The organism is Paenibacillus sp. FSL F4-0087 (assembly GCF_038020215.1).
In the GTDB taxonomy this organism is placed as follows: Bacteria; Bacillota; Bacilli; order Paenibacillales; family Paenibacillaceae; genus Paenibacillus; species Paenibacillus taichungensis.
This window is the reverse complement of record NZ_JBBODJ010000001.1, coordinates 96378-115762: the sequence shown is the minus strand read 5'-3', so window position 1 is coordinate 115762 and position 19385 is coordinate 96378. Positions and strand designations below refer to the sequence as shown.

The 19385-nt window shown below is 45.7% G+C and carries 21 protein-coding genes; 19 read left to right on the top strand and 2 right to left on the bottom strand.

The window, feature by feature from the left end; translation table 11 throughout:
- The first annotated feature begins 46 nt into the window (after positions 1 to 46).
- The 9 genes from MHB84_RS00500 to MHB84_RS00460 all read left to right on the top strand — a co-directional run bounded on the left by MHB84_RS00500 (position 47) and on the right by MHB84_RS00460 (position 7673).
- Complete coding sequence (locus MHB84_RS00500; RefSeq protein WP_076289647.1) at positions 47 to 559, top strand: DUF6886 family protein; 513 nt, start codon at positions 47 to 49, stop codon at positions 557 to 559.
- Between the two features lie 62 nt (positions 560 to 621).
- On the top strand, positions 622 to 1098 hold the full coding sequence (locus MHB84_RS00495; RefSeq protein WP_076289648.1) for a GyrI-like domain-containing protein: 477 nt from the start codon (positions 622 to 624) through the stop codon (positions 1096 to 1098).
- A gap of 99 nt (positions 1099 to 1197) precedes the next feature.
- Positions 1198 to 1746: a glutathione peroxidase gene (locus tag MHB84_RS00490; protein ID WP_076289649.1), complete on the top strand. Its 549-nt coding sequence runs from the start codon at positions 1198 to 1200 to the stop codon at positions 1744 to 1746.
- A gap of 158 nt (positions 1747 to 1904) precedes the next feature.
- Positions 1905 to 2765, top strand: coding sequence for a helix-turn-helix domain-containing protein (locus MHB84_RS00485; protein WP_083678924.1), 861 nt, complete (start codon positions 1905 to 1907; stop codon positions 2763 to 2765).
- A gap of 52 nt (positions 2766 to 2817) precedes the next feature.
- Complete coding sequence (locus MHB84_RS00480; protein ID WP_076289650.1) at positions 2818 to 3588, top strand: acyl-[acyl-carrier-protein] thioesterase; 771 nt, start codon at positions 2818 to 2820, stop codon at positions 3586 to 3588.
- Positions 3589 to 3770: 182 nt separating this feature from the next.
- Positions 3771 to 4016 (top strand): hypothetical protein, encoded by a 246-nt coding sequence (locus tag MHB84_RS00475; protein ID WP_076289651.1) that lies wholly within the window; start codon positions 3771 to 3773, stop codon positions 4014 to 4016.
- A gap of 143 nt (positions 4017 to 4159) precedes the next feature.
- Positions 4160 to 4762 carry a nitroreductase family protein gene (locus MHB84_RS00470; protein ID WP_076289652.1) on the top strand — a complete coding sequence of 201 codons (603 nt, stop codon included), beginning with the start codon at positions 4160 to 4162 and terminating at the stop codon, positions 4760 to 4762.
- Positions 4763 to 4913: 151 nt separating this feature from the next.
- The gene (locus MHB84_RS00465; protein WP_256716833.1) at positions 4914 to 6545 is read left to right on the top strand and encodes an S-layer homology domain-containing protein; all 1632 of its coding nucleotides are present in this window, start codon (positions 4914 to 4916) and stop codon (positions 6543 to 6545) included.
- Positions 6546 to 6743: 198 nt separating this feature from the next.
- Positions 6744 to 7673 (top strand): NAD(P)/FAD-dependent oxidoreductase, encoded by a 930-nt coding sequence (locus tag MHB84_RS00460; protein WP_076289653.1) that lies wholly within the window; start codon positions 6744 to 6746, stop codon positions 7671 to 7673.
- 130 nt (positions 7674 to 7803) lie between these two features.
- On the opposite strand, the gene MHB84_RS00455 is transcribed toward MHB84_RS00460, so the two are convergent.
- Entirely contained in the window at positions 7804 to 7992 is a 189-nt protein-coding gene (locus MHB84_RS00455) for a hypothetical protein (protein WP_076289654.1), read from the bottom strand.
- Between the two features lie 138 nt (positions 7993 to 8130).
- Between MHB84_RS00455 and MHB84_RS00450 the strand changes: the two genes are divergently transcribed.
- The 7 genes from MHB84_RS00450 (at position 8131) to MHB84_RS00420 (ending at position 13329) form a co-directional block, all read left to right on the top strand.
- Entirely contained in the window at positions 8131 to 9564 is a 1434-nt protein-coding gene (locus MHB84_RS00450) for an FAD-binding oxidoreductase (RefSeq protein WP_076289655.1), read from the top strand.
- Positions 9561 to 10115 (top strand): MFS transporter, encoded by a 555-nt coding sequence (locus MHB84_RS00445; protein WP_076289656.1) that lies wholly within the window; start codon positions 9561 to 9563, stop codon positions 10113 to 10115. Before MHB84_RS00450 ends, MHB84_RS00445 begins: the two co-directional genes overlap by 4 nt.
- 116 nt (positions 10116 to 10231) lie before the next feature.
- Complete coding sequence (locus tag MHB84_RS00440; protein ID WP_072732493.1) at positions 10232 to 10585, top strand: DUF3243 domain-containing protein; 354 nt, start codon at positions 10232 to 10234, stop codon at positions 10583 to 10585.
- Positions 10586 to 10821: 236 nt separating this feature from the next.
- Entirely contained in the window at positions 10822 to 11385 is a 564-nt protein-coding gene (locus tag MHB84_RS00435) for a hypothetical protein (protein ID WP_083678925.1), read from the top strand.
- Between the two features lie 158 nt (positions 11386 to 11543).
- Complete coding sequence (gene cyoE / locus MHB84_RS00430) at positions 11544 to 12401, top strand: heme o synthase (RefSeq protein ID WP_076289657.1); 858 nt, start codon at positions 11544 to 11546, stop codon at positions 12399 to 12401.
- A gap of 194 nt (positions 12402 to 12595) precedes the next feature.
- Positions 12596 to 13078 (top strand): tetratricopeptide repeat protein, encoded by a 483-nt coding sequence (locus MHB84_RS00425; protein ID WP_076289658.1) that lies wholly within the window; start codon positions 12596 to 12598, stop codon positions 13076 to 13078.
- 47 nt (positions 13079 to 13125) lie between these two features.
- A complete protein-coding gene (locus tag MHB84_RS00420) occupies positions 13126 to 13329 on the top strand; it encodes a hypothetical protein (RefSeq protein WP_076289659.1) in 204 nt (67 codons plus the stop codon).
- A 16-nt stretch (positions 13330 to 13345) separates the two neighbouring features.
- On the opposite strand, the gene MHB84_RS00415 is transcribed toward MHB84_RS00420, so the two are convergent.
- Positions 13346 to 14221, bottom strand: coding sequence for a LysR family transcriptional regulator (locus tag MHB84_RS00415; protein WP_076289660.1), 876 nt, complete (start codon positions 14219 to 14221; stop codon positions 13346 to 13348).
- A gap of 165 nt (positions 14222 to 14386) precedes the next feature.
- On the opposite strand from MHB84_RS00415, the gene MHB84_RS00410 reads away from it, so the two are divergent.
- The 3 genes from MHB84_RS00410 to MHB84_RS00400 all read left to right on the top strand — a co-directional run bounded on the left by MHB84_RS00410 (position 14387) and on the right by MHB84_RS00400 (position 19368).
- Positions 14387 to 15334: a DMT family transporter gene (locus MHB84_RS00410; RefSeq protein ID WP_076289661.1), complete on the top strand. Its 948-nt coding sequence runs from the start codon at positions 14387 to 14389 to the stop codon at positions 15332 to 15334.
- Positions 15335 to 15536: 202 nt separating this feature from the next.
- Positions 15537 to 16562, top strand: a complete 1026-nt coding sequence (locus MHB84_RS00405; protein ID WP_076289662.1) for a LacI family DNA-binding transcriptional regulator — start codon at positions 15537 to 15539, stop codon at positions 16560 to 16562.
- Positions 16563 to 16818: 256 nt separating this feature from the next.
- Entirely contained in the window at positions 16819 to 19368 is a 2550-nt protein-coding gene (locus MHB84_RS00400) for a beta-mannosidase (protein ID WP_076289663.1), read from the top strand.
- Positions 19369 to 19385: the final 17 nt, after the last annotated feature.

Here is a 19385-nt window from a genome sequence, read left to right as displayed (position 1 = left end):
ATTTTTCCTGAGGCTTAAGAATCACTAAATGATGTGAGGTGCTTGAATGCTTTATCATTTTAGCGAGGTTTCAGATATCCAAGTTTTTATTCCAAGAGAGAAACAAAACAGAGCTGAATTTCCAGCAGTGGTGTGGGCTATTGATGAAGAGCATGAATATTCATATTACTTTCCAAGAGATTGCCCAAGAATTATCTGTAAAATGACAGACACTTTAAGTGATGAGAATAACGAGAAGTTTTTCAAACATTCTAATGCGGATATCATCATTACGGTTGAAAGTTCATGGTATCCGAGGATTATGAATCAGGTTATATATAGGTACCATTTCGATGACACCAATTTTGAACTCTTTGATGCAACGGCTGGATATTACATTTCATATGAGGTTACAAAGCCTCTACATATAGACCGCATGGAGGGTTTAATAGAGAGATTATTTAAGAAAGGAATCGAACTCAGATTTACTCCAAATCTGTACCCACTGAGAGAGGCGATACTTACATCGGATTTCAAAGAATTTGGAATACATAGATTCGATAACGCTACGAAAGTTTAGAGTGATTACATTTCGCTTTGATTCATTGAGTTATGACATGTTCTAAAAGGAGGGGATCATATATGGAAGCTAAAGTTGTGACTTTGCCCGCTTTTCAGGTGGTAGGGTATAAAATTGAAGCCACGGTTGAAGCATTTGAAGCGGGTCTTGGCAAGATACATCATGAACAACTGCACAAAAGAAAAGAGGAGATTCAGCTTCGGAAAAATGATAATGTCATATTGATGCAGATTTATCCTATGGACGCAGATTTCAATCCCAAGGAGGATGTATTTACACATCTGATTGGTTATGAGGTACTCGCAGACAGCACTGCCCCACCTGATATGATTCTTCATGCAGTCAAAGAAAGCCAATATGTGACTTGTACGCACAAAGGGTTTGAATCGGAGCTTGATGCTACATATGATTATTTATATGGCCAATGGATAAGTGAAACGGGATATGAACTGAAGGACTATGATTTTGAAATTTGGGATGAACGATATCAACCTGATCATCCCAATAATGAGATTGATTTGTTCGTAGCGTTGCAGTAGTTATAGGCTTTTTTACGATACAGAATCTTCTATTTCGTATATAATAGAAATTCATATGAGTCTATATAACTACATAACATCGCGAGGTGCACCAATTTTATGCCAACCATCTATGACTTTAGCGTAACCAAAACGAGTGGAGAACGTTTCCCACTCTATCAATACGAAGGAAAACCTGTACTGATCGTGAATACAGCGAGCAAGTGTAAGTACACACATCAGTTCGACGATATGCAGAAGCTTTATGATCGGTATAAAGAGCAAGGGCTTCAGATCATTGGTTTCCCGTGTAATCAGTTTGCGGAACAAGAGCCGGGAAGCAGCGAAGAGGCGGAGTCCTTTTGTCAGATCAACTATGGCGTGAAATTCCCCATGTTCTCCAAGATGGATGTCAATGGAGAAGCGGCGCATCCGTTGTATGACTTTTTGAAAAAGTCGGGACCTTTTGCAGGTTTTGATGAGTCAGATGTGCAAGCGAAACTGCTAAAGCTGATGGTGGCGGACAAAGCGCCGGAATGGTTGCATGGTGATGCGATCAAGTGGAACTTCACGAAGTTTCTGATTGATGGCGAAGGGCATGTGGTTAAACGTTTTGAACCTGTTGATTCGATTGACGAGATCCAGACGAGTATTGAACAACTACTGTAAGTTATCTTTCACAATCCTAAAGGGCCATGACACGTACCGTACAAACAAACGGATATGTGCATGGCCTTCTATATTTCAAAGTCTGTCCAGTACTATCCGACATGATGTGAAACGGGTAAAATGGTAAGAAACCTCTCCAGAACAGGAGGTACTTGAACGTGCCAAGTGTAATGCAATTTAGTGGTCCATTGGAATATAGCTATCGCTCCACCAGCACGTACGACCCAGGAGCATCGGATGGATTTCATTCGCATCCGCAATATGAGGTGTACTATTTTCATGATGGCGAATGCACCTATCTGATTGGAGATCGAGTCTACAACCTTGAACCGGGTGACCTGGTCCTGATGCACGGCATGACCCTTCATCGGCCACATCCAATGCCAGGCAGACCTTATGTGCGAACGACGCTGCACTTTGATCCCTCGGCCATCCGCAGCAGTCTGCACCCGGACCGGGTGAGCGAAGTGTTAAAGCCGTTCGAAGAACTGAGAAACTGCCGGATCAATCTCACAGGCAATATTCGCTCCGAATTCGAAGCCTTGCTGCTGAGTTTGCATCAGCTTATGGTGAATCCGGGTGATTTCAAAGAGGAACGCATGCACGTTCGCTTATGTGACCTGCTGTATGTTATAGCTGGAATCTGCCGAGGCAGGGTCGAGGACCACCTTCCCTCTTCCGATAAGGAGCGGCATGTACAACATATCATTGGTTATGTCGAAACTCATTATATGGAGGACATTGGGCTGGATGATCTGGCAAGTGAGCTTCATCTGTCCAAGCCTTATCTGGCCGGATTGTTTAAAGAAATGACAGGCAGTACCATATTTAAATATGTGTATGACCGCCGCATTAATCAGGCCAAGCTGTTATTCCAATACCAGCCGGATATCAGTGTGACAGAGGCTAGCCGGTTGGCCGGGTTCAAACGTTTATCCCATTTCAGTCGCATGTTCAAACAAAGCGTAGGGTGTGCACCTGATCTGTACCGCAGTCAATTACATCGATCGTTTGATTAATGTAGTGTTACCGATCAGAAATTATTTCTGCACAGCCTGAGGAGGTTACTAAGTGCAATCAGAAAAACCATTCAAGCTTGATTACCGAATTGGATCAGCCGATGCCGATTACAGATCACAATGTCGTGTATCTGCTTTACTGGAACATATGCAGTTGGCAGCAGACCGCGATTTAGCAGGCATGGGAGTTACCGTATCGGAGATGCTCGATCAGGGATTGGGCTGGATGCTATTAACGACAGATGTCACGATCATACGCCCAGCCCGCTTGGAAGAAGAAGTATCCTTGCAGACGTGGCATAAAGAAAATAAAGGTGTGACATGGTTAAGGGATTATATCCTCACAGATCGAGAGGGCACACATCTGGCTGAAGCTCGTACGGCTTGGGCATTGGTCGATCTAAAGAGACGCAGAGTCGTCAGAACTTCAGCTTTACCTTTTGAAGTGAAATCGCATCCTGATTTATCTTTAGGTGAAGCCCCTGCTAAAGTGACAGTTCCCTCTGAACTCAGCTTGCAGGAACAATATCGTTTAACTGTACAATACAGCAGCACAGACAGTAATGGTCATATGAACAACGCCCGATATGCAGACGTATGTTGTGATGCATTAACACTGGATGAACTGGCTTCAGGTATGAGCCGCCTGCAAATTTCATATCATCGTGAGATTCGTATGCAGGAGCAAATGATTGTTGAGCGTTCAGAGGTTACAGAGGGAACTGTGTGGGTCCGAGGAAGATTGGCTGAAGAGAATGAGAGCATTATTTTTGAAGCCAAATTAAGTCTCGCAGACTCAACCGCTTCGCCCAGTAATCAATAAAATGGAACTGAATACAAGTAGATGAAGTCAACCAGTCCGTTCTGGTTGGCTTTTTTTCTATTTTTACCTCCTGATGCAGATATAGATGCACCTGTTACGTTCATCGCATAGTTCGCGCCGTGTTTAGAAGGCAGACAGAAAAGGTAAAAGAAGGGTAAATGAAAACTGAGGAGGAATCACGAATGAAAGAGCGCACACCAGATCAAAATAACAAGGATGCACATAAGGATCGTTCCCATGATAATCCGGAGCAGTATCCAACAGAGAAGGAAAGTTTGCTTGATCGGCATGAAGAAGAGCAGACGGTGGACCCCATTCCGATGGAAGATCTGAACATGGAGAAGCAGGAAGAGAAGAATAAAGATCAGACCAAGAGCAATTCGTCAACGGAAGAGAAATATCGCGCAGATTACCGCGAAACCAAGTGATCAGATTTATGCAATAGCTGTTTGAAAAAAAATAAAATGTACATTTAGTGAAAATAAAATAGTTTGTTGACTAATGTATGTTACTATATTATAGTTACTGTGTTGGCAAATTAGGAAATACCATTTTGGGAGGCGAATGTTTAATGTCTACATCTTTCTTTGAAGCGTTGAAAAACAGAAGATCTTATTATGGAATCAGCAAGGAATCCACAATCTCGGATGCTAAAATCCAGGAAATCGTGGAAGAAGCGGTAAAATACACTCCGACTTCATTCAACTCACAAACATCTCGTGCCGTAGTATTGCTCGGTGAACAACACGACAAATTGTGGAATCACACCGAAGAAATTTTGCGTGAAGTGGTTGGCAATGAAGAAGCCTTCAAATCTACAGCTGAAAAAATGGCTGGATTCCGCAGCGGATACGGTACAGTACTCTTCTTCGAAGACAACAATGTGATTGCGCAGCTTCAACAAAATTTTGCGGCTTATGCGGATAACTTCCCGATCTGGGCGAACCAATCCAACGGTATGTTGCAACTGGTGATCTGGACTGCTTTGGAACAAGAAGGTCTGGGCGCTTCCCTGCAGCACTATAACCCGTTAATTGACGAGAAGGTCAAACAAGAGTGGAACATTCCGGAGAACTGGAGACTGATCGCTCAAATGCCATTCGGCAAACCAACAGCAACACCAGGCGAGAAAGAATTCCAACCGATTGAACAACGTGTAAAAGTACACAAGTAAGACTTTCGCCAGAAGCCGAATGTGACCTCGATTCACAAAAAAATGGAGGAGCACTCGCTCAGCGAATTTCCCAATATTTAACCACATACGGCCTCGCTTCAATTTGATACGATGATGTAGATCGTACTCCAATGAAGCGAGGCTTTTTGATGTGAATAATAGAATATTTAAACGTACCCGGCGAAAGCTATGGAATGCTATTTTGTGCGGTGTACTGGTGATAGGATCAATCTCCATCGGTGAATCCACAGCTCAGGCAGCAGCAACACAACAGGTTTTCAAGGATACAAGCTCCAGTTATGCCAAGGATGCCATTGCACATCTGGTTAAGGCGGGAATTGCTGCCGGCACCTCCGAGAATACGTTTGAACCCAAAAAGGCAGTCACTCGTGCTGAATTTTCAACATTTGCTGTGAGACTACTGGGTTTGAAACCTGTTAAAAACAATATTAATCCTTATAACGATGTTAGCATGAGCGCTTGGTACTACGGAAACGTTGCAGCCATGACCAATCTTTTCATACTTGAAGGCAAAAGTCAGGGCGTGTTCCAGCCCAACGCCTCCATTACTCGGGAAGAGGCGGCTGCATTGCTGGTGAGGATGCTGAAACAATCCTCCAAATCAACGAATCTTCTGTCATCCACGTATGTCGATGCAGCTGAGATATCCGACTGGGCGCGTCCTTATGTGCAGACCGTATATCAACTTGGCTTGATGCGCGGCAGTGATGGCAAGTTTCGACCTCATGACCAAGTGACCAGAGAAGAGGCAGCAGTGATGCTGGATGCCATTTTGCAAAAGAAAACCTGGTCAGATCAGCTGAAAAGCGAGGATCAGCTCGGTATTCAGCTAGGATGGCAATATAACGCCTCTACTGCTGAGTTCAAGAAACAGATCGAACAGTCTGAAGCAAACACACTGGTTCCCCGTTGGTTTTTCCTGAATAGCAGCATGAAAGTCACAGATCTCACGGACACGTCGTTAGTATCATGGGCATCTGCTACAGACCGACAGGTATGGCCGTTGCTTGGCAATCGTTCGAACCCCGACCTTACCCACCAGATGTTATCGAGCTCATCCAACCGGGCGTCGGTGATCTCACAGGTCACATCTTATGTGAAAACATATAAACTGGATGGCATTAACGTGGATTTCGAGAACGTACTGCCAGCTGATCGTGAAGGAATGACTGCATTTATTACTTCCCTGACAACGGCTCTGCATGCGCTGGGTGCTGTTGTGTCTGTAGATGTATCACCCGATCTGGGGACAGACTGGACCGATGCATTTGATTATGCGAAATTGGGCGCCGTATCGGATTATATGGTACTGATGGGATATGAGGAGCACTGGAACGGCGATCCACAAGCAGGGTCTGTGGCATCTCTTCCTTGGGTTGAAAGGGCTCTGGATACGATGCTCGCTGAGGTCGTTCGCGCCAAAACAATCCTGGCTTTACCTTTGTATACACGGGATTGGTCTTCCGTTAATGCGTCTGCCAGTTCATGGGACATCACCTTGTCAGAACAGGGCACTCGTGCACGAGCTTCAGGTTCCGTGAGACGATGGGATGCAGAGCTGGTTCAATATGTCATCGGCTACAACAGTAATGGGACACCGAGATATATATGGGCAGAGGATAGTCGTTCATTATCCGCGAAAGTAATGATGAGCGGAGAACGTAACATTGCCGGATTGGCCTACTGGTATATGGGCGGAGAGACGGCAGATGTATGGAATGCCATTTCGAATGCTTCACGATTTGAATCATACATTTTCTGAATTCCGGTATTATAATCCTTCCTAAATTTCGACCCAAACGCACCGTTATTTAGACGGATGGTTTGGGTTGTTTTATTTTGGTAAAAGCTAAGTTGTAATGGATCACGTTTGATTTTGGTTGAACGGTGTAAATGGATAGAAGGATAGTGAACTGTCAAATAACATATAAGAGATAGAAGCATAGGAGGGAGATGGAGCATGCGAGAGTATGATTGCATCATAGTAGGTGGAGGACTCGCAGGACTTCAGGCAGCCATTCAGATGGGACGTTACTCTTGCCATCGGGTGTTGGTAGTGGACGCAGGAGAAGGCAGATCAACGTTATGCCGAACCTATCATAATATTCTTGGTTTTCCTGATGGAGTATCCGGTGAAGAGCTGCGCTCCAAAGGAAGAATGCAGGCAGAGCGGACAGGAGTGTTTTTTGAGAAAGACCGTATCATAAAGGCAGGACGCCGGGGAGAACAAATTCAATTGTTCGGCTCTTCCGGCTCTGAATATATGGCAAAAACAGTCCTACTAGCAACTGGACTAACGGACAGGATACCGGCCATTCCGGGATTAAGGCCTACGTTGGGACGAACAGTATATGTGTGCCCGGATTGCGATGGATATGAGATTCAGGATCAGCGCACGATATTGCTGGGTGCAGGCGAAGCCGGTGCAAATATGGCTATGGTTTTGATTCAACGTACGACTGAATTGTTGTACATTAACCATGAGCAGTCGCCAATCTCTGCTGAGCTTCATCGAAGCATGAAAGAGGCAGGAGTTCGTTACCTTGAGGCCGCCGTCCAAGAAGTGCAACAGATGGAAGATGGTCATATTACGGGTGTGCTGACGGAAGATGGACAGATTTATGAGTCAGAGCGTGGATTCATCGCGTTTGGAGGCAATCGTGTAAATTATGAACTGGCAGAGCAGCTTGGAGCCGTCATCGCGGATAATAAACACGTGGAAACCAACCCACGCAGTATGCAGGCCGCGCCTAATGTATGGATTGCCGGGGATCTGGGCCTTCACGCGGAACAAGCTACGGTTGCCATGGGTGAAGGTTCGATTGCTGCGATCTGGATTCACAAGGCATTGCAACAGATGAAAAAGGAAAACAAGGTGAATCAGATTTAAAAGCAAATTAAAATGCAGATGGTGAACATCCATATTCATAGAAAAAACAAAAAAGTCCCCGACCGTTGTGACTAAGGTTGGAGGACTTTTTGCGTTGTACGCAAGCTGTTTGCAAAAGGAGGGTCTGAATTTATTTGCTGTTTGTATCGCGGGTCCCGGCCGTTTTGCCTTTGTGAGGATGGGTGATATTGTCTACGATTTCTCCTACGGCCTCTTCAATCATGTCGGTTGGGCCAGGATTGTCCGGATCTGGGTGCAGAATTGTATTAACACCAGGCTCAAGATCTTTGTTTTTTCGCTCTTTTTTATATTCATTCATGGAAAATCCCTCCTTATTCAGGTATGTTTAAGGTGTTCCTTAACATATCCAATCCTTGTAATCTATATGTAAACGATTAACCAATTGAATCAAATTGAAACGCTAAGTGTTAGGGGAGGAGTTCATCTGTTCAAAAAAATGACCATGCTCCTGTTACTTCTGATTTTATGTATGTGGACATACTGGAGAACGGATAGCAATGATCAGAATCCGTATCTGATTACCGACTACAGCCGCCTTCATCCGGTTAAGGTTGAACGTGTAGTTGAAGGTCATGAAGAGCAACAGCTCGTTGAACTGCTTCAGGACGCCCGAGAGCGGAACCTGACGATATCGATTGCTGGGCAGCGGCATAGTCAGGGAGGACACACCTATTATAAAGATGGCATTGTCATAGACATGACCTCGTATAACAAAGTGCTGGAAGTCAATATCGATGCCAAAAAGGTGTGTGTGCAGGCTGGGGCGACCTGGGCTGATGTACAGCGAGCCATTAACCCATATGGACTGGCGGTCAAAAATATGCAGTCCCAAAATATTTTCACCGTAGGCGGATCTATCAGTGTAAATGCACACGGTCGTGAACTTCAGCAGGGTTCCTTGATTGAAAGTGTCGATTCCTTTCATCTCTTGACAGCAGATGGTCAGATTCGGTTAGTCAGTCGCACCGAGAATGCCGAGCTTTTCCCGCTTGTTCTCGGCGGTTACGGACTGTTTGGCGTGATTCTGGACGTTACGTTGACGTTAACGGATGACGAAGTCTACCGTCTCACAACTGATCAGGTGCAGGTTGAGGAGTATCCGTCTTATTTTCAAAAGAATGTCCTGGGAGATCCGATGATGAGTATGCATCTGGCCCGAATTTCAGTTCAGCCTGGTGCAGGCTACTTTCGCGAGATGTATGCATTGAATTATGCCTCTGATCCAACGGTTTCACTGGATGATTATAATCATCTGGATGAACGTGAAAGGGGCGTGCTTCCCAGCAAACTTCTGTTCAACCTGAATCGTGAATTCGAATGGGGGCGCGCCTGGTTTTGGCCGCTGCAGCAGCGGTACTTCGAGTCACAAGATGGCAAGAGGCTCAGCCGCAATAATGCTATGTCTTCTGCGTCTGCCTTCATGGAGTATCATCAGCCGGGAGAAAATGATCTGCTGCAGGAATATTTTATTCCGGTTGAAGCCTTTCCCGCATTTGTTCAGGAGATGGGCGAGATTGTATCACAGGAGCAATTGGATCTGCTTAACATTACAGTCAGGTATGTGAAACACGATGAAGAAGCTGTGCTTTCCTATGCGACGCAGGATATGTTTGGTCTTGTCTGTTTATTTCACGCTTCATTGTCCGAGGAAGAACAAGGGAAGTTCAAGGACAGTATGCAGCAGCTGATAGATGTCGTCCTTCGTTATAACGGAACATATTATCTGCCCTATGCAGGTTATGCAACTTCAGAGCAATTCGAACAGGCCTATCCACGAAAGAATGAGTTTTTTGCAGCTAAAGAAAAGGTTGACCCCAATCATCTTTTTATGAACTATTTTATGGAGCAGTATGGAGGAAATCATCCATGAATATCAAGTGGCTTGTTCGATCTCAAAGTATTGTTACGCTCGCTTCGGGCATGATCTATCCGTATTATCTTTTGTTTCTCAAAAATCTGGGTAACAGCTTCTCCAAATATGGGCTTGCCTTTGCCGTATTTACAATCAGCTCGGCTGCTGCTTCACAATGGCTCGCTCCCCGGATGGATCGAGACGCCAAGCAGTGGCTCATTGTAAGTTCGATGGGGATGGCTGCAGCCATGATTGCCTTTCCATGGGTCATATCCTATATCTGGGTGCTGCTGCTGCAAATGATGATGGGGATATGCAATGCGATGCAGCGAATGAGTGAACGGGTGCTGCTCGCCGATTATACGGTGGCTGGGCAACGAGGCCCAGCTGTAGGTAACTATCATTTCTGGACATCCGCCGCGTCTGGATTTGCGGTTATTGTTGGCGGTGTGCTGATTGATTGGCTGACGATCGATGTATTATTTTATCTGAGTGCCATACTGTATATGTGGGGAGCTCTGGCAGTATGGCGATTACGGAGCATTTCTGAGGAAGCAATAGATGGATAAAGGATAGAAATGGTCTGATTAATCTCCAGCGAGAAGTTTATATTATAGATAACCTGGTATGATTAAGCATTTTGCTTACATTCCACAAAGCGATTATACTCAAGGAGGTTTTTCAGATGAATGAACAAAATCATGTTATCCATAAAGATGGCCAAGTTTCAACGGACAAAGTAGACAATGCGATTGATAAGATTGCGCCGGAGGAACGGGAACAGATTTTACAGAATTTTGATGCCTTTAAAGGATATCTGGGCAAACGAATTGCAATGGGAGAATCGATTGGACTGGGTGAGGAGCAGATGGCCAAAATCGCCGAGAAAGTAGCCGACTATTTGGCAGCTCGGGAAGAGCCGCGTAACCGTGAAGAGAAGTTGCTGCAAGAACTGTGGAATGTCGGGAAAGAGGAAGAGCGCCATATGCTGGCTCATATGCTTGTACGTCTAGCACAAGGTTCAACCCCGAATCATTAAGATTGAGCTGAAACTAAAGCTAAGCCAATAGAGACTCTGGATGCCGTGGCATTTGGGGTCTCTTTTTTTGATGACATCTATTGTAACTATTTTTCATCTGGCTGATACTTTTACAGTGTGTACACCCAGTATGATAGGGAGAGTAGAAAGAAAGATTAAATATTCATATGAGCGTTTGAAGAGAAAGCCTTCCGGTTAAGGAATAGTAACGTTCATAATAAGGAGAGATGCTGCCTATGAAGAACGCGGCGAAACAATGGAAATTACGAATGCTGGGTGCGGCTGTTGCTTTGCTTGGCATGATTGTGCTTGCTACATATTTGCTTACACCAGCGAACGCTGAGGAGAGCTCAGACTCTGTACAGGCTTCTGCCAAAGCGCAGGCTGCAAACTCTGAGATGTTTACAGCGTATGTGGAAGACATACAGCATGAGGATGGTAAGTTATATTTGATTGTAGACAAGATTGGCTGGTACCAAGGTGCAGAGGCTGATAAAGTTTTTGAACAACGCAATCCGGACTCCGGTATAGATGGTGCTCCTGATGGTTATTATATTGTCAATGACAGCAAAGAGCAGGAAAAGGTAGAAGTAAGTGCTAATGCTGAAGTGTTGATGCAGTTGTATGATCGTGATGGAACAGTGTCGGGTACCAACATTCAATGGAATGAGTCAGTGGCGCTCAGCAAATTCGAATCCTTGTATGAGAATACCAATATTCTCGATTTGTCCGTATTCCCGTATCACCTTACTGTGCAGGATGGCAAAGTGACCAAAATTGTACAGCAGTACATTCCATAACTTTAGATTAAAATGCAACGGTTAAGCATTCCTCCGGTTCCGTTGAACCGGCAGGGATGCTTTTTGGTTATGACAAATTCATGAAGGAGATTGTAATTCATGGTATGTACATGTATCATTATAGGAATGGTGTTTTTACATAGTTCAGGAGGCTTCTCATGCTTAAAGACATGATTGCGTTAACGAAACCCGGACTTTTGCGGCTGAATGTGTTTGCGGTAGCGGTAGGGTTCTGGGTCGCTTCAAAATGGGATATCTCTTGGGTATCTCTGCTCATGGTGTTGATTGGATCAACCTTGGTCATCGCTTCGGCTTGTGTCATTAACAACTATTGGGATCGTGAATTGGATCAGAAGATGGAGCGTACCAAAAAACGGATTGATTACATCAATCATCTCAAACCCAAGTTTGTATTGGGGTATGGAATTGTTCTTGGAGTGGTCGGTTTTGTACTGCTCTACTTCCTGGTCAATCCGTTATCCGGTTGGATGGCACTGCTCGGATGGTTTGCTTATATCGTGATCTACACGATGTGGCTCAAACGCAGTTCGACCTGGAGTACTTCATTGGGTGGAATTGCGGGGGCTATGCCGCCTGTAATCGGTTATTGTGCGGTAACCAATCAGATTGATGCAGGTGCCTGGTTGCTGTTTGCGCTGTTATTCCTGTGGCAGCCACCTCACTTCTGGTCACTCGGGATTCGCAGGGTGGAAGAATATCGTGCAGCCGGTTTCCCACTGTTGCCGGTAGTCAAAGGTGTGAAGCGTACAAAGGTGCAGATGATTCCTTACGTGTTTCTGTTGCTTCCTGCTGTATTTCTGTTGTATTACTACAACTACGTTGGACTTGTGTTTCTGCTTGTATCCGTCATTGGTGGTCTGATCTGGTTTGTCCATACATTAAGCGGATTGAAAACTCAGGATAATGAGAAATGGGCCAAGGTTAACTTTCTGATCTCCGTCAATTATCTCATGGTTGTATTCATTGTCATGGTGGCAAATACAACCTGGTCCTGAGCAATTCATCACTTTTGTATGTTTGTGAAATATTCGAATATGAAGACGCCGAGTTAGCTGTGGCATCTTACGAAAAAGCACGCTGTAGAATAGGCTTGGACAACCTCTGGTTGTCCCGGGCGTACTTCTCGGGGTGTTTTTTTGCTATAATTATACTATGGAAAATGATTTTGGAAGAATGGGAAGTGGAGTAGATGAATGATTTACAGCAGGCTATCCTCTTGAGAACGGAGGGGAAAATGCAGGAGGCGATAGAGCTGCTGCAGGAACTGGCGTTACAGGAACCGGACAATGCACAGGTTTGGTACCAGCTGGCTTGGGCTCATGATTCACTTGGACTGGAGCGGGAAGCGGTACCGCATTATGAGAAGGCTCTAAGTCTTCGGCTTCCGGTTGAGGACAGGACAGGTTCCATACTTGGACTTGGCAGCACGTATCGGACTCTGGGGCAGTACGAGCAGGCGAAGGCCTGGTTTGAAAAGGGGTTAAGTGAATTCCCGGAGAACCGGGAATTTGAAGTTTTTCTTGCCATGGTGCTCTACAATCTGGGCGAGCATGCGGAGGCTATGAGACGGCTGCTTGTACAACTGGCCGATACATCAAAGGATAAGGGAATAAACGACTACAGCAGAGCCATCCGTTTCTATGCAGATCAACTGGATCGAGTATGGGATTAGAACTGTTGTATTCGAGCGATAACACCTAATCTAAAGGAGAGGCTTGGATGAATTCGAATCACGAACAAGAACAAGTGCACGAAAGACTTGACCGGCTTGAGCAGAAGTTGGATTACCTGGCAGAAGCTCAACAGGCGAACAGACGCTCACCCGGTGTACGCTTTCTGATTGGTTTTGCAATTGTGATTGCCGTTGTATTTATTCTCATGCTGGTCATTGGCATTATACAGTTTATTAGTAGTGGCAGTTGAGTCAACGGAGGACCGATTATAACGATGGAGCTAGCCATTCCTGTACCGCTTCAATGAAACGACGTGAAGCGGGGGACAGATTGGTGAGAGACGGGCAAGCGATGCCAATGGTACGATAAGGATTTCCAGTGAGTGGAACAAGAGCGAGTTCATTCGTATGGTGTTGAAGAACCATTTCAGGCAAAAGACTGATGCCAAGACCGTTTCGAACCATCGCCATGATGGCCTGATCTTCGGCGACCTCATAGACCACATTCAGCTTGGCCGCATGCTGTCGGATCAACCGTTCGATCTCGTTATCACCGCCCCATTTAGGCAAAATAAAGGGCTGTTCCAGCAGTACATCAAATGAGACAGCCTTCTCCGTAGCGAGTGGATGTTCCAGAGGCAGGATGCACATCATCCTGTCTTTTTGTAATGGAATCGTCTCAAAAGGCGAAGAATCGCCAAGGGACAGAAAGCCAAGATCGATGGCACCTCCAGCCAGCCAGCCTTCAATTTCTGCGTAGTCCCCTTCCCACAGCTTAATTTCGATTCCAGGATGACGGAGGCGAAATTGCTTCAGGATGCCAGGCAGCCACTGCGTGGATACACTGGCGAATGTGCCAATACGAACGGTTCCAATCTCGGCGCCGCGAATTAGTGAAATTTCCTGGTTCATCAGTTCCGTCCAACGCAGAATTTCACGAGTATAGCCCAGAATGCGTTCCCCTTCAGCAGTAAGTCGTACACCGGAGCGGCCTCGATTCAGCAGCGAAAAACCACACTCGGTCTCCAAACTGGCGATCGCATGACTGACCGCTGATTGGGTAATATTCAATGCTTCTGCTGCTTTGGTGAGGCTGCCGTATTCCACTACGGCATTCAAAATTTCGTATTTGACCAATGACATGAAAAATTCCGTTCCTCTCTTCATTTAATACATGAGTTCGTTTCATATATATCATTATAAATATTCATTTTTATAATGCAAAGAGATCGTTTATACTTGCCAAGGCGAGTTAGTTCGACAGAGCCTCGGTTAGATTACAATACATAGAATGAAGGTAGAAGCAAGATGAACGGAGTACGTGCACCACAAGGTCAGGCATCAAGAAGAGCGGATTTGCAGATGCTGCTCGCAACGGTAATATGGGGATCATCCTATCTATTTATGAAATCAGGACTGGAGTCCATGCAGGAATTGAATCTGGTCGCTTTCCGGTTTGGAATTGCCTTTATTGCGGCAGCTGTCCTTTTCCATCGGCGACTGTTCAGAATGGATCGAGGAACGCTTGCAGCAGGGGCTATTATGGGAACAGCGTTATTCGCGGCCTTTGTATTTATCACTTATGGAGTACAGCGCACAACGGCTTCCCAGGCAGGATTTTTGATCAGTTTGGCAGTGATCTTTGTGCCCATCCTGACGACAATTCTGCATCGACGAATGCCAGACTTGCGGTTAACGATAAGTATTCTCGTGGCGGTAATTGGGCTCGCATTGTTGACACTTCAACATGAGCTTAGCCTGCATATGGGGGATATCCTTTGCATTCTCGCAGCATTAATGTACGCGATCTACATTATGATTGCTGGCAAGTATACGCCGAAGCATGATCCACTAACGCTGGGGACGGTGCAACTGGGCGTTGCAGCCCTGTGGGGGCTGGCTGCTACATTTGTGTTGGAGACACCACGTTTACCTGACACACCTCAATCTTGGGCAGCCATTCTGGGTCTGGGAGTACTGTGCAGCGGTATTGGTTACATTTTGCAGACTCTTGCCCAGCGGCATGCTTCACCAACGAGAACGAGTCTGATCTTTTCGCTCGAACCGTTGTTTGCCGCAGCATTTGCTTTTAGCTTTCAAGGGGAGTCCCTTACGCTGCAAGGGTATGCGGGTGCAGCACTGATGCTCATTGGTGTTCTGATTACAGAGATCAGAGTCCCCTATCCGGTATTCTGGCGCAGAAAGCGGACAGCATTACAGACCGAACTGGGAGATCAGGGAGCACCGGGCGTATAATTTAGAAATAAAGCAAGAGTTCTTCCATCAACTTCATTGTGAAGGTGGTGGAGGAACTTTTTTTTGTTATTTATTTGAGGAATTTTAAGAATCTATAGCAAATCCTCAACCTAACAAAATGAAACTTTTCATAACTTGTTTTGTTGAATCTCTTTTTTTATGCTACACTAAATGAAAAATAAAGGAAAAACGGGTGAGAAAGATGGCCAAAAGAGTAACCATGCAGCAAATTGCCGACGCTGCGGGGGTATCCAAATTCGCAGTCTCTCGTGCGTTGACCGGTAAACCTGGTGTCAGTGAACATACCCGGGAGATGATTGTCAGGACGGCAGGGCAGCTCGGATATTTCAAAGCGGAACCGAAACGTTATCTAGTGGAAACCCCTGCTGAACAGGAGATGAAGATAGATAGACAGGGGACTATTCTGATCTTGTTTCCTAACATTCGATCGCAGAATCGTTCCTCCCTGTACTGGGGTCCTATCTTTGACGGGATATCTGCACGCCTGAATGAGAAGGGCATGGATATCCTGACCTTGACGGAACCTTCCTCGGATCGTATGTTTTCGGTGCTGAATCCCGAAGCTATTAGCGGAATTATTACCGTAGGTTCCATCTCCACATCCGTATTGCTTGAGATTTATCGACTGCACATTCCACTTGTGATGGTTGATCATGAAGATCCGGCAATTCATGGAGATACGATATTTACAGATAACATGAAATGCATGCAGGAACTGGTTTTGATGCTCGTTGGAAAGGGCTACAGACGGCTACAGTTTGCTGGCGAATTGCCTGATGCAGCCAGTTTCAGAGAGCGATGGCTCGGCTATCGTTCAGTACTAGAAGAGATGCAGCTGCAGGTCTCGCAGCAAGCAGATTTGCTGGGACCTGATCTGGATCACATTCGGGAATCGATTGTCGCCATGAAGATGGAGAATATCCCCGAAGTGATGGTATGTGCCAACGACCACATGGCCGCTGTTGTGATTGGTGCACTCCAAAGTAGGGGCATCGAGGTGCCGGAGCGCTGTGCAGTAACCGGATTCGATAATACCCGTACAGAAGAGCCGATTCTTGCTACGGTGCATATCGATAAGGAGAATCTGGGCAGACGTGCAGTGGACCAGTTATTGTGGCGGTTGGAACATCCGGACGGGCCTTTTGAAAGAAAGCTGATCTATTCGGAACTAATCATTCGTGATGAGTACAATGCTATTTTGCCGTGAAGCTAACGAACGTGAATTTAGAAATGATAAAAATAACACACGCCATCACGCTATAAACATGGGGTGAAAAGACATGGAGAGTTTGCTTCATGTCTTTTTTTGTTATCGGATAGGTTTATTTAAATAATCCACAAAACAGATTGACTAAATTGAGTATATCGTGTTAATTTTGTTTTGTAAGTTATTTGTTTTTATGATAACAAAACCTAACAAATTGTTTTTTCAAACTACTTCAATAATGATAACGGAGGCTGTCATGAGCAAATTACAATCGCAGACTTTTCAGAATTGGACGTTCAAGGCTTGTGAGGATCAGGAATGGATGCCGGCTCACGTACCCGGCTGTGTGCATACGGATTTGCTGAAATTAGATAAAATACCGGACCCTTTCTATGGAACTAACGAAAAAGAAATTCAATGGGTCGATAAGAAAGACTGGGAATATCGCACGGAATTTGATGTGAATGAAGCACTGCTGTCGCAGCAGCATCTGGAGCTGGTCTTTGATGGTCTGGATACATATGCAGATGTTTACGTGAATGAACAACATGTGTTGTCGGCAGACAATATGTTTCGGGTGTGGACAGTCGATGTGAAATCTGTTGTAAAGGCAAGTGGCAACGTTCTCCGAATACGTTTTCGTTCCCCGATCAATGAAGATCTGCCGAAGCTGGAGAAGCTCGGATATGCCCTGCCTGCATCGAATGATCAATCTGACGTGGGGGGACTAGGCGACAAAAGAGTGAGTATTTTTGCACGAAAAGCCCCGTATCACTATGGTTGGGACTGGGGTCCACGTTTTGTAACCAGTGGAATCTGGCGTGAAGCACGCCTTGAAGGATGGACAGACGTACGAATTAATGATGTATTCATTCAACAAAATGAAGTAACCGCTGCTTCCGCTTCGCTCACTGCAGTCGTGGAAGTGGAGTCTACGCAATCGATAGAAACGGTTATTCGAGTAGGAACGGATGAACAGAGCTGGGAGCAGGTTGTAACCCTGAAACCGGGCGTGCAGACTGTGGAAGTTTCAATCTCCATTGATGAACCGAAGCTGTGGTGGAGCCGCGGATTGGGTGACCCGCATATGTATTCTTTCCATACGGAAGTGATCCAGGGCGAACATGCTGTGGCTGAGTCCACAGTAAAAACGGGTATTCGGTCCATTCGTCTGGTTCGTGACAAAGATGAAGCGGGAGCATCCTTTTATTTTGAGTTAAACGGAGTTGCTGTGTTTGCCAAAGGTGCGAACCACATTCCCAATGATAGCTTCATAACAGAAGTGACACGTGAGCGCTATCTTCATGAGATTGTATCTGCTGCCGAGTCGAACATGAATATGCTCCGTGTATGGGGTGGTGGCTTCTATGAAGAAGACGTATTCTACGAATTGTGTGACGAATATGGTTTGCTCGTGTGGCAGGACTTTATGTTTGCATGCAGCATGTATCCTGGAGACGAGGCTTTCCTGAACAGTGTGAAGCATGAGGCGATTGATAATGTGAAACGTCTGCGTAATCATCCAAGCATTGTGCTGTGGTGTGGCAATAACGAGATTGATTCAGCGTGGGCACATTACATTGAGGATGGCGGCTGGGGTTGGAAAAAAGATTACAACGCGGAGCAAAGAGAACGCATTTGGGCGGATTACGAAGCTATTTTCCATGATCTTTTGCCTGAAGTGGTTGAAGCCTATGCTCCTGGTGTGGATTATTGGCCTTCTTCACCACTGGTATCACTGTCGGGAGACGAGAAACAGCATGCTCACCCATCCACATCAGAAGGGGATATCCATTATTGGGGTGTGTGGCATAATGTGGAGCCCTTTGAGAACTACAACGTTCATGTGGGTCGCTTCATGAGTGAGTATGGCTTCCAGTCCTTCCCTGAATACGCTTCGGTTCGCAAGTATGCGGAGGAAGAGGATCTAGCATTGGAGTCTGAAGTCATGCTGGCCCATCAGAAGAACGGGGCAGGTAATCGTCTGATCAAACAATACATGGATATGTACATGCATGAACCGAAAGATTTCCCATCCTTCCTCTATATGAGCCAAGTGCTTCAGGCTGAGGCAATGAAAACAGCCATTGAGGCCCACCGTCGTCGCAAACCGTTCTGTATGGGAACGCTCTACTGGCAGATGAACGATTGCTGGCCGGTGGCTTCCTGGGCGGGTATGGATTACTTTGGACGCTGGAAAGCATTGCAATATTACGCGAAACGCAGCTTCAGCGATATCTTGGTATCGGTAGATGGTACGAAGGAAGATGTGACAGATATTTACCTCATCTCGGATCAGCTTGAACCTGTGAAAGGCAAACTCCAGGTACGCCTGATTGGCTTTGATGGCACAGTATATCGTGAGGAAGAGCATGAAGTCGCTCTGGCATCCAACTCTGGTCAACAGGTGCTGTCATTGAGCCAGGCGGAATGGCTGGAAGGCCGCGATGCTGCAACAACATTGCTGCGTATTGATCTGAAGCAGGATGGGGTAGCCGACATCGTACAGGAGCATTATTTTGCACCATCAAAGGACATTGCACTGCAACCAGCGCAAATTAAAGTAACCGAAGTTACCGAGAATGATGGCGTGCATCTGGTTTTGGAAAGTGATGTGCTTGCAAAACAAGTATGGATTTCTACTGAGGCAGAAGGGGTGTTCTCGGACAATTTCTTCGACCTCATTCCTGGCATTCCGGTAAAGGTCAAGTTTACATCCAGAGAGGAATTGCAAGGATCTAATGGTGCTGTCTCCAAGGCGGGGGCCATCCAGGTTCGTTCCATGGCTGACTTTATCAAATTGTAATTATAGACGAAGCAGCA

Coding starts and splice junctions, on each gene's coding strand:
- MHB84_RS00455 (WP_076289654.1), bottom strand. CDS start 7,992: ATGAATGAATATAAAAAAGAGCGAAAAAACAAAGATCTTGAGCCTGGT.
- MHB84_RS00405 (WP_076289662.1), top strand. CDS start 15,537: ATGGCCAAAAGAGTAACCATGCAGCAAATTGCCGACGCTGCGGGGGTA.
- MHB84_RS00475 (WP_076289651.1), top strand. CDS start 3,771: ATGAAAGAGCGCACACCAGATCAAAATAACAAGGATGCACATAAGGAT.
- MHB84_RS00450 (WP_076289655.1), top strand. CDS start 8,131: ATGACCATGCTCCTGTTACTTCTGATTTTATGTATGTGGACATACTGG.
- MHB84_RS00410 (WP_076289661.1), top strand. CDS start 14,387: ATGAACGGAGTACGTGCACCACAAGGTCAGGCATCAAGAAGAGCGGAT.
- MHB84_RS00420 (WP_076289659.1), top strand. CDS start 13,126: ATGAATTCGAATCACGAACAAGAACAAGTGCACGAAAGACTTGACCGG.
- MHB84_RS00415 (WP_076289660.1), bottom strand. CDS start 14,221: ATGTCATTGGTCAAATACGAAATTTTGAATGCCGTAGTGGAATACGGC.
- MHB84_RS00460 (WP_076289653.1), top strand. CDS start 6,744: ATGCGAGAGTATGATTGCATCATAGTAGGTGGAGGACTCGCAGGACTT.
- MHB84_RS00435 (WP_083678925.1), top strand. CDS start 10,822: ATGAAGAACGCGGCGAAACAATGGAAATTACGAATGCTGGGTGCGGCT.
- MHB84_RS00445 (WP_076289656.1), top strand. CDS start 9,561: ATGAATATCAAGTGGCTTGTTCGATCTCAAAGTATTGTTACGCTCGCT.
- MHB84_RS00440 (WP_072732493.1), top strand. CDS start 10,232: ATGAATGAACAAAATCATGTTATCCATAAAGATGGCCAAGTTTCAACG.
- cyoE (WP_076289657.1), top strand. CDS start 11,544: ATGCTTAAAGACATGATTGCGTTAACGAAACCCGGACTTTTGCGGCTG.
- MHB84_RS00500 (WP_076289647.1), top strand. CDS start 47: ATGCTTTATCATTTTAGCGAGGTTTCAGATATCCAAGTTTTTATTCCA.
- MHB84_RS00470 (WP_076289652.1), top strand. CDS start 4,160: ATGTCTACATCTTTCTTTGAAGCGTTGAAAAACAGAAGATCTTATTAT.
- MHB84_RS00425 (WP_076289658.1), top strand. CDS start 12,596: ATGAATGATTTACAGCAGGCTATCCTCTTGAGAACGGAGGGGAAAATG.
- MHB84_RS00490 (WP_076289649.1), top strand. CDS start 1,198: ATGCCAACCATCTATGACTTTAGCGTAACCAAAACGAGTGGAGAACGT.
- MHB84_RS00400 (WP_076289663.1), top strand. CDS start 16,819: ATGAGCAAATTACAATCGCAGACTTTTCAGAATTGGACGTTCAAGGCT.
- MHB84_RS00495 (WP_076289648.1), top strand. CDS start 622: ATGGAAGCTAAAGTTGTGACTTTGCCCGCTTTTCAGGTGGTAGGGTAT.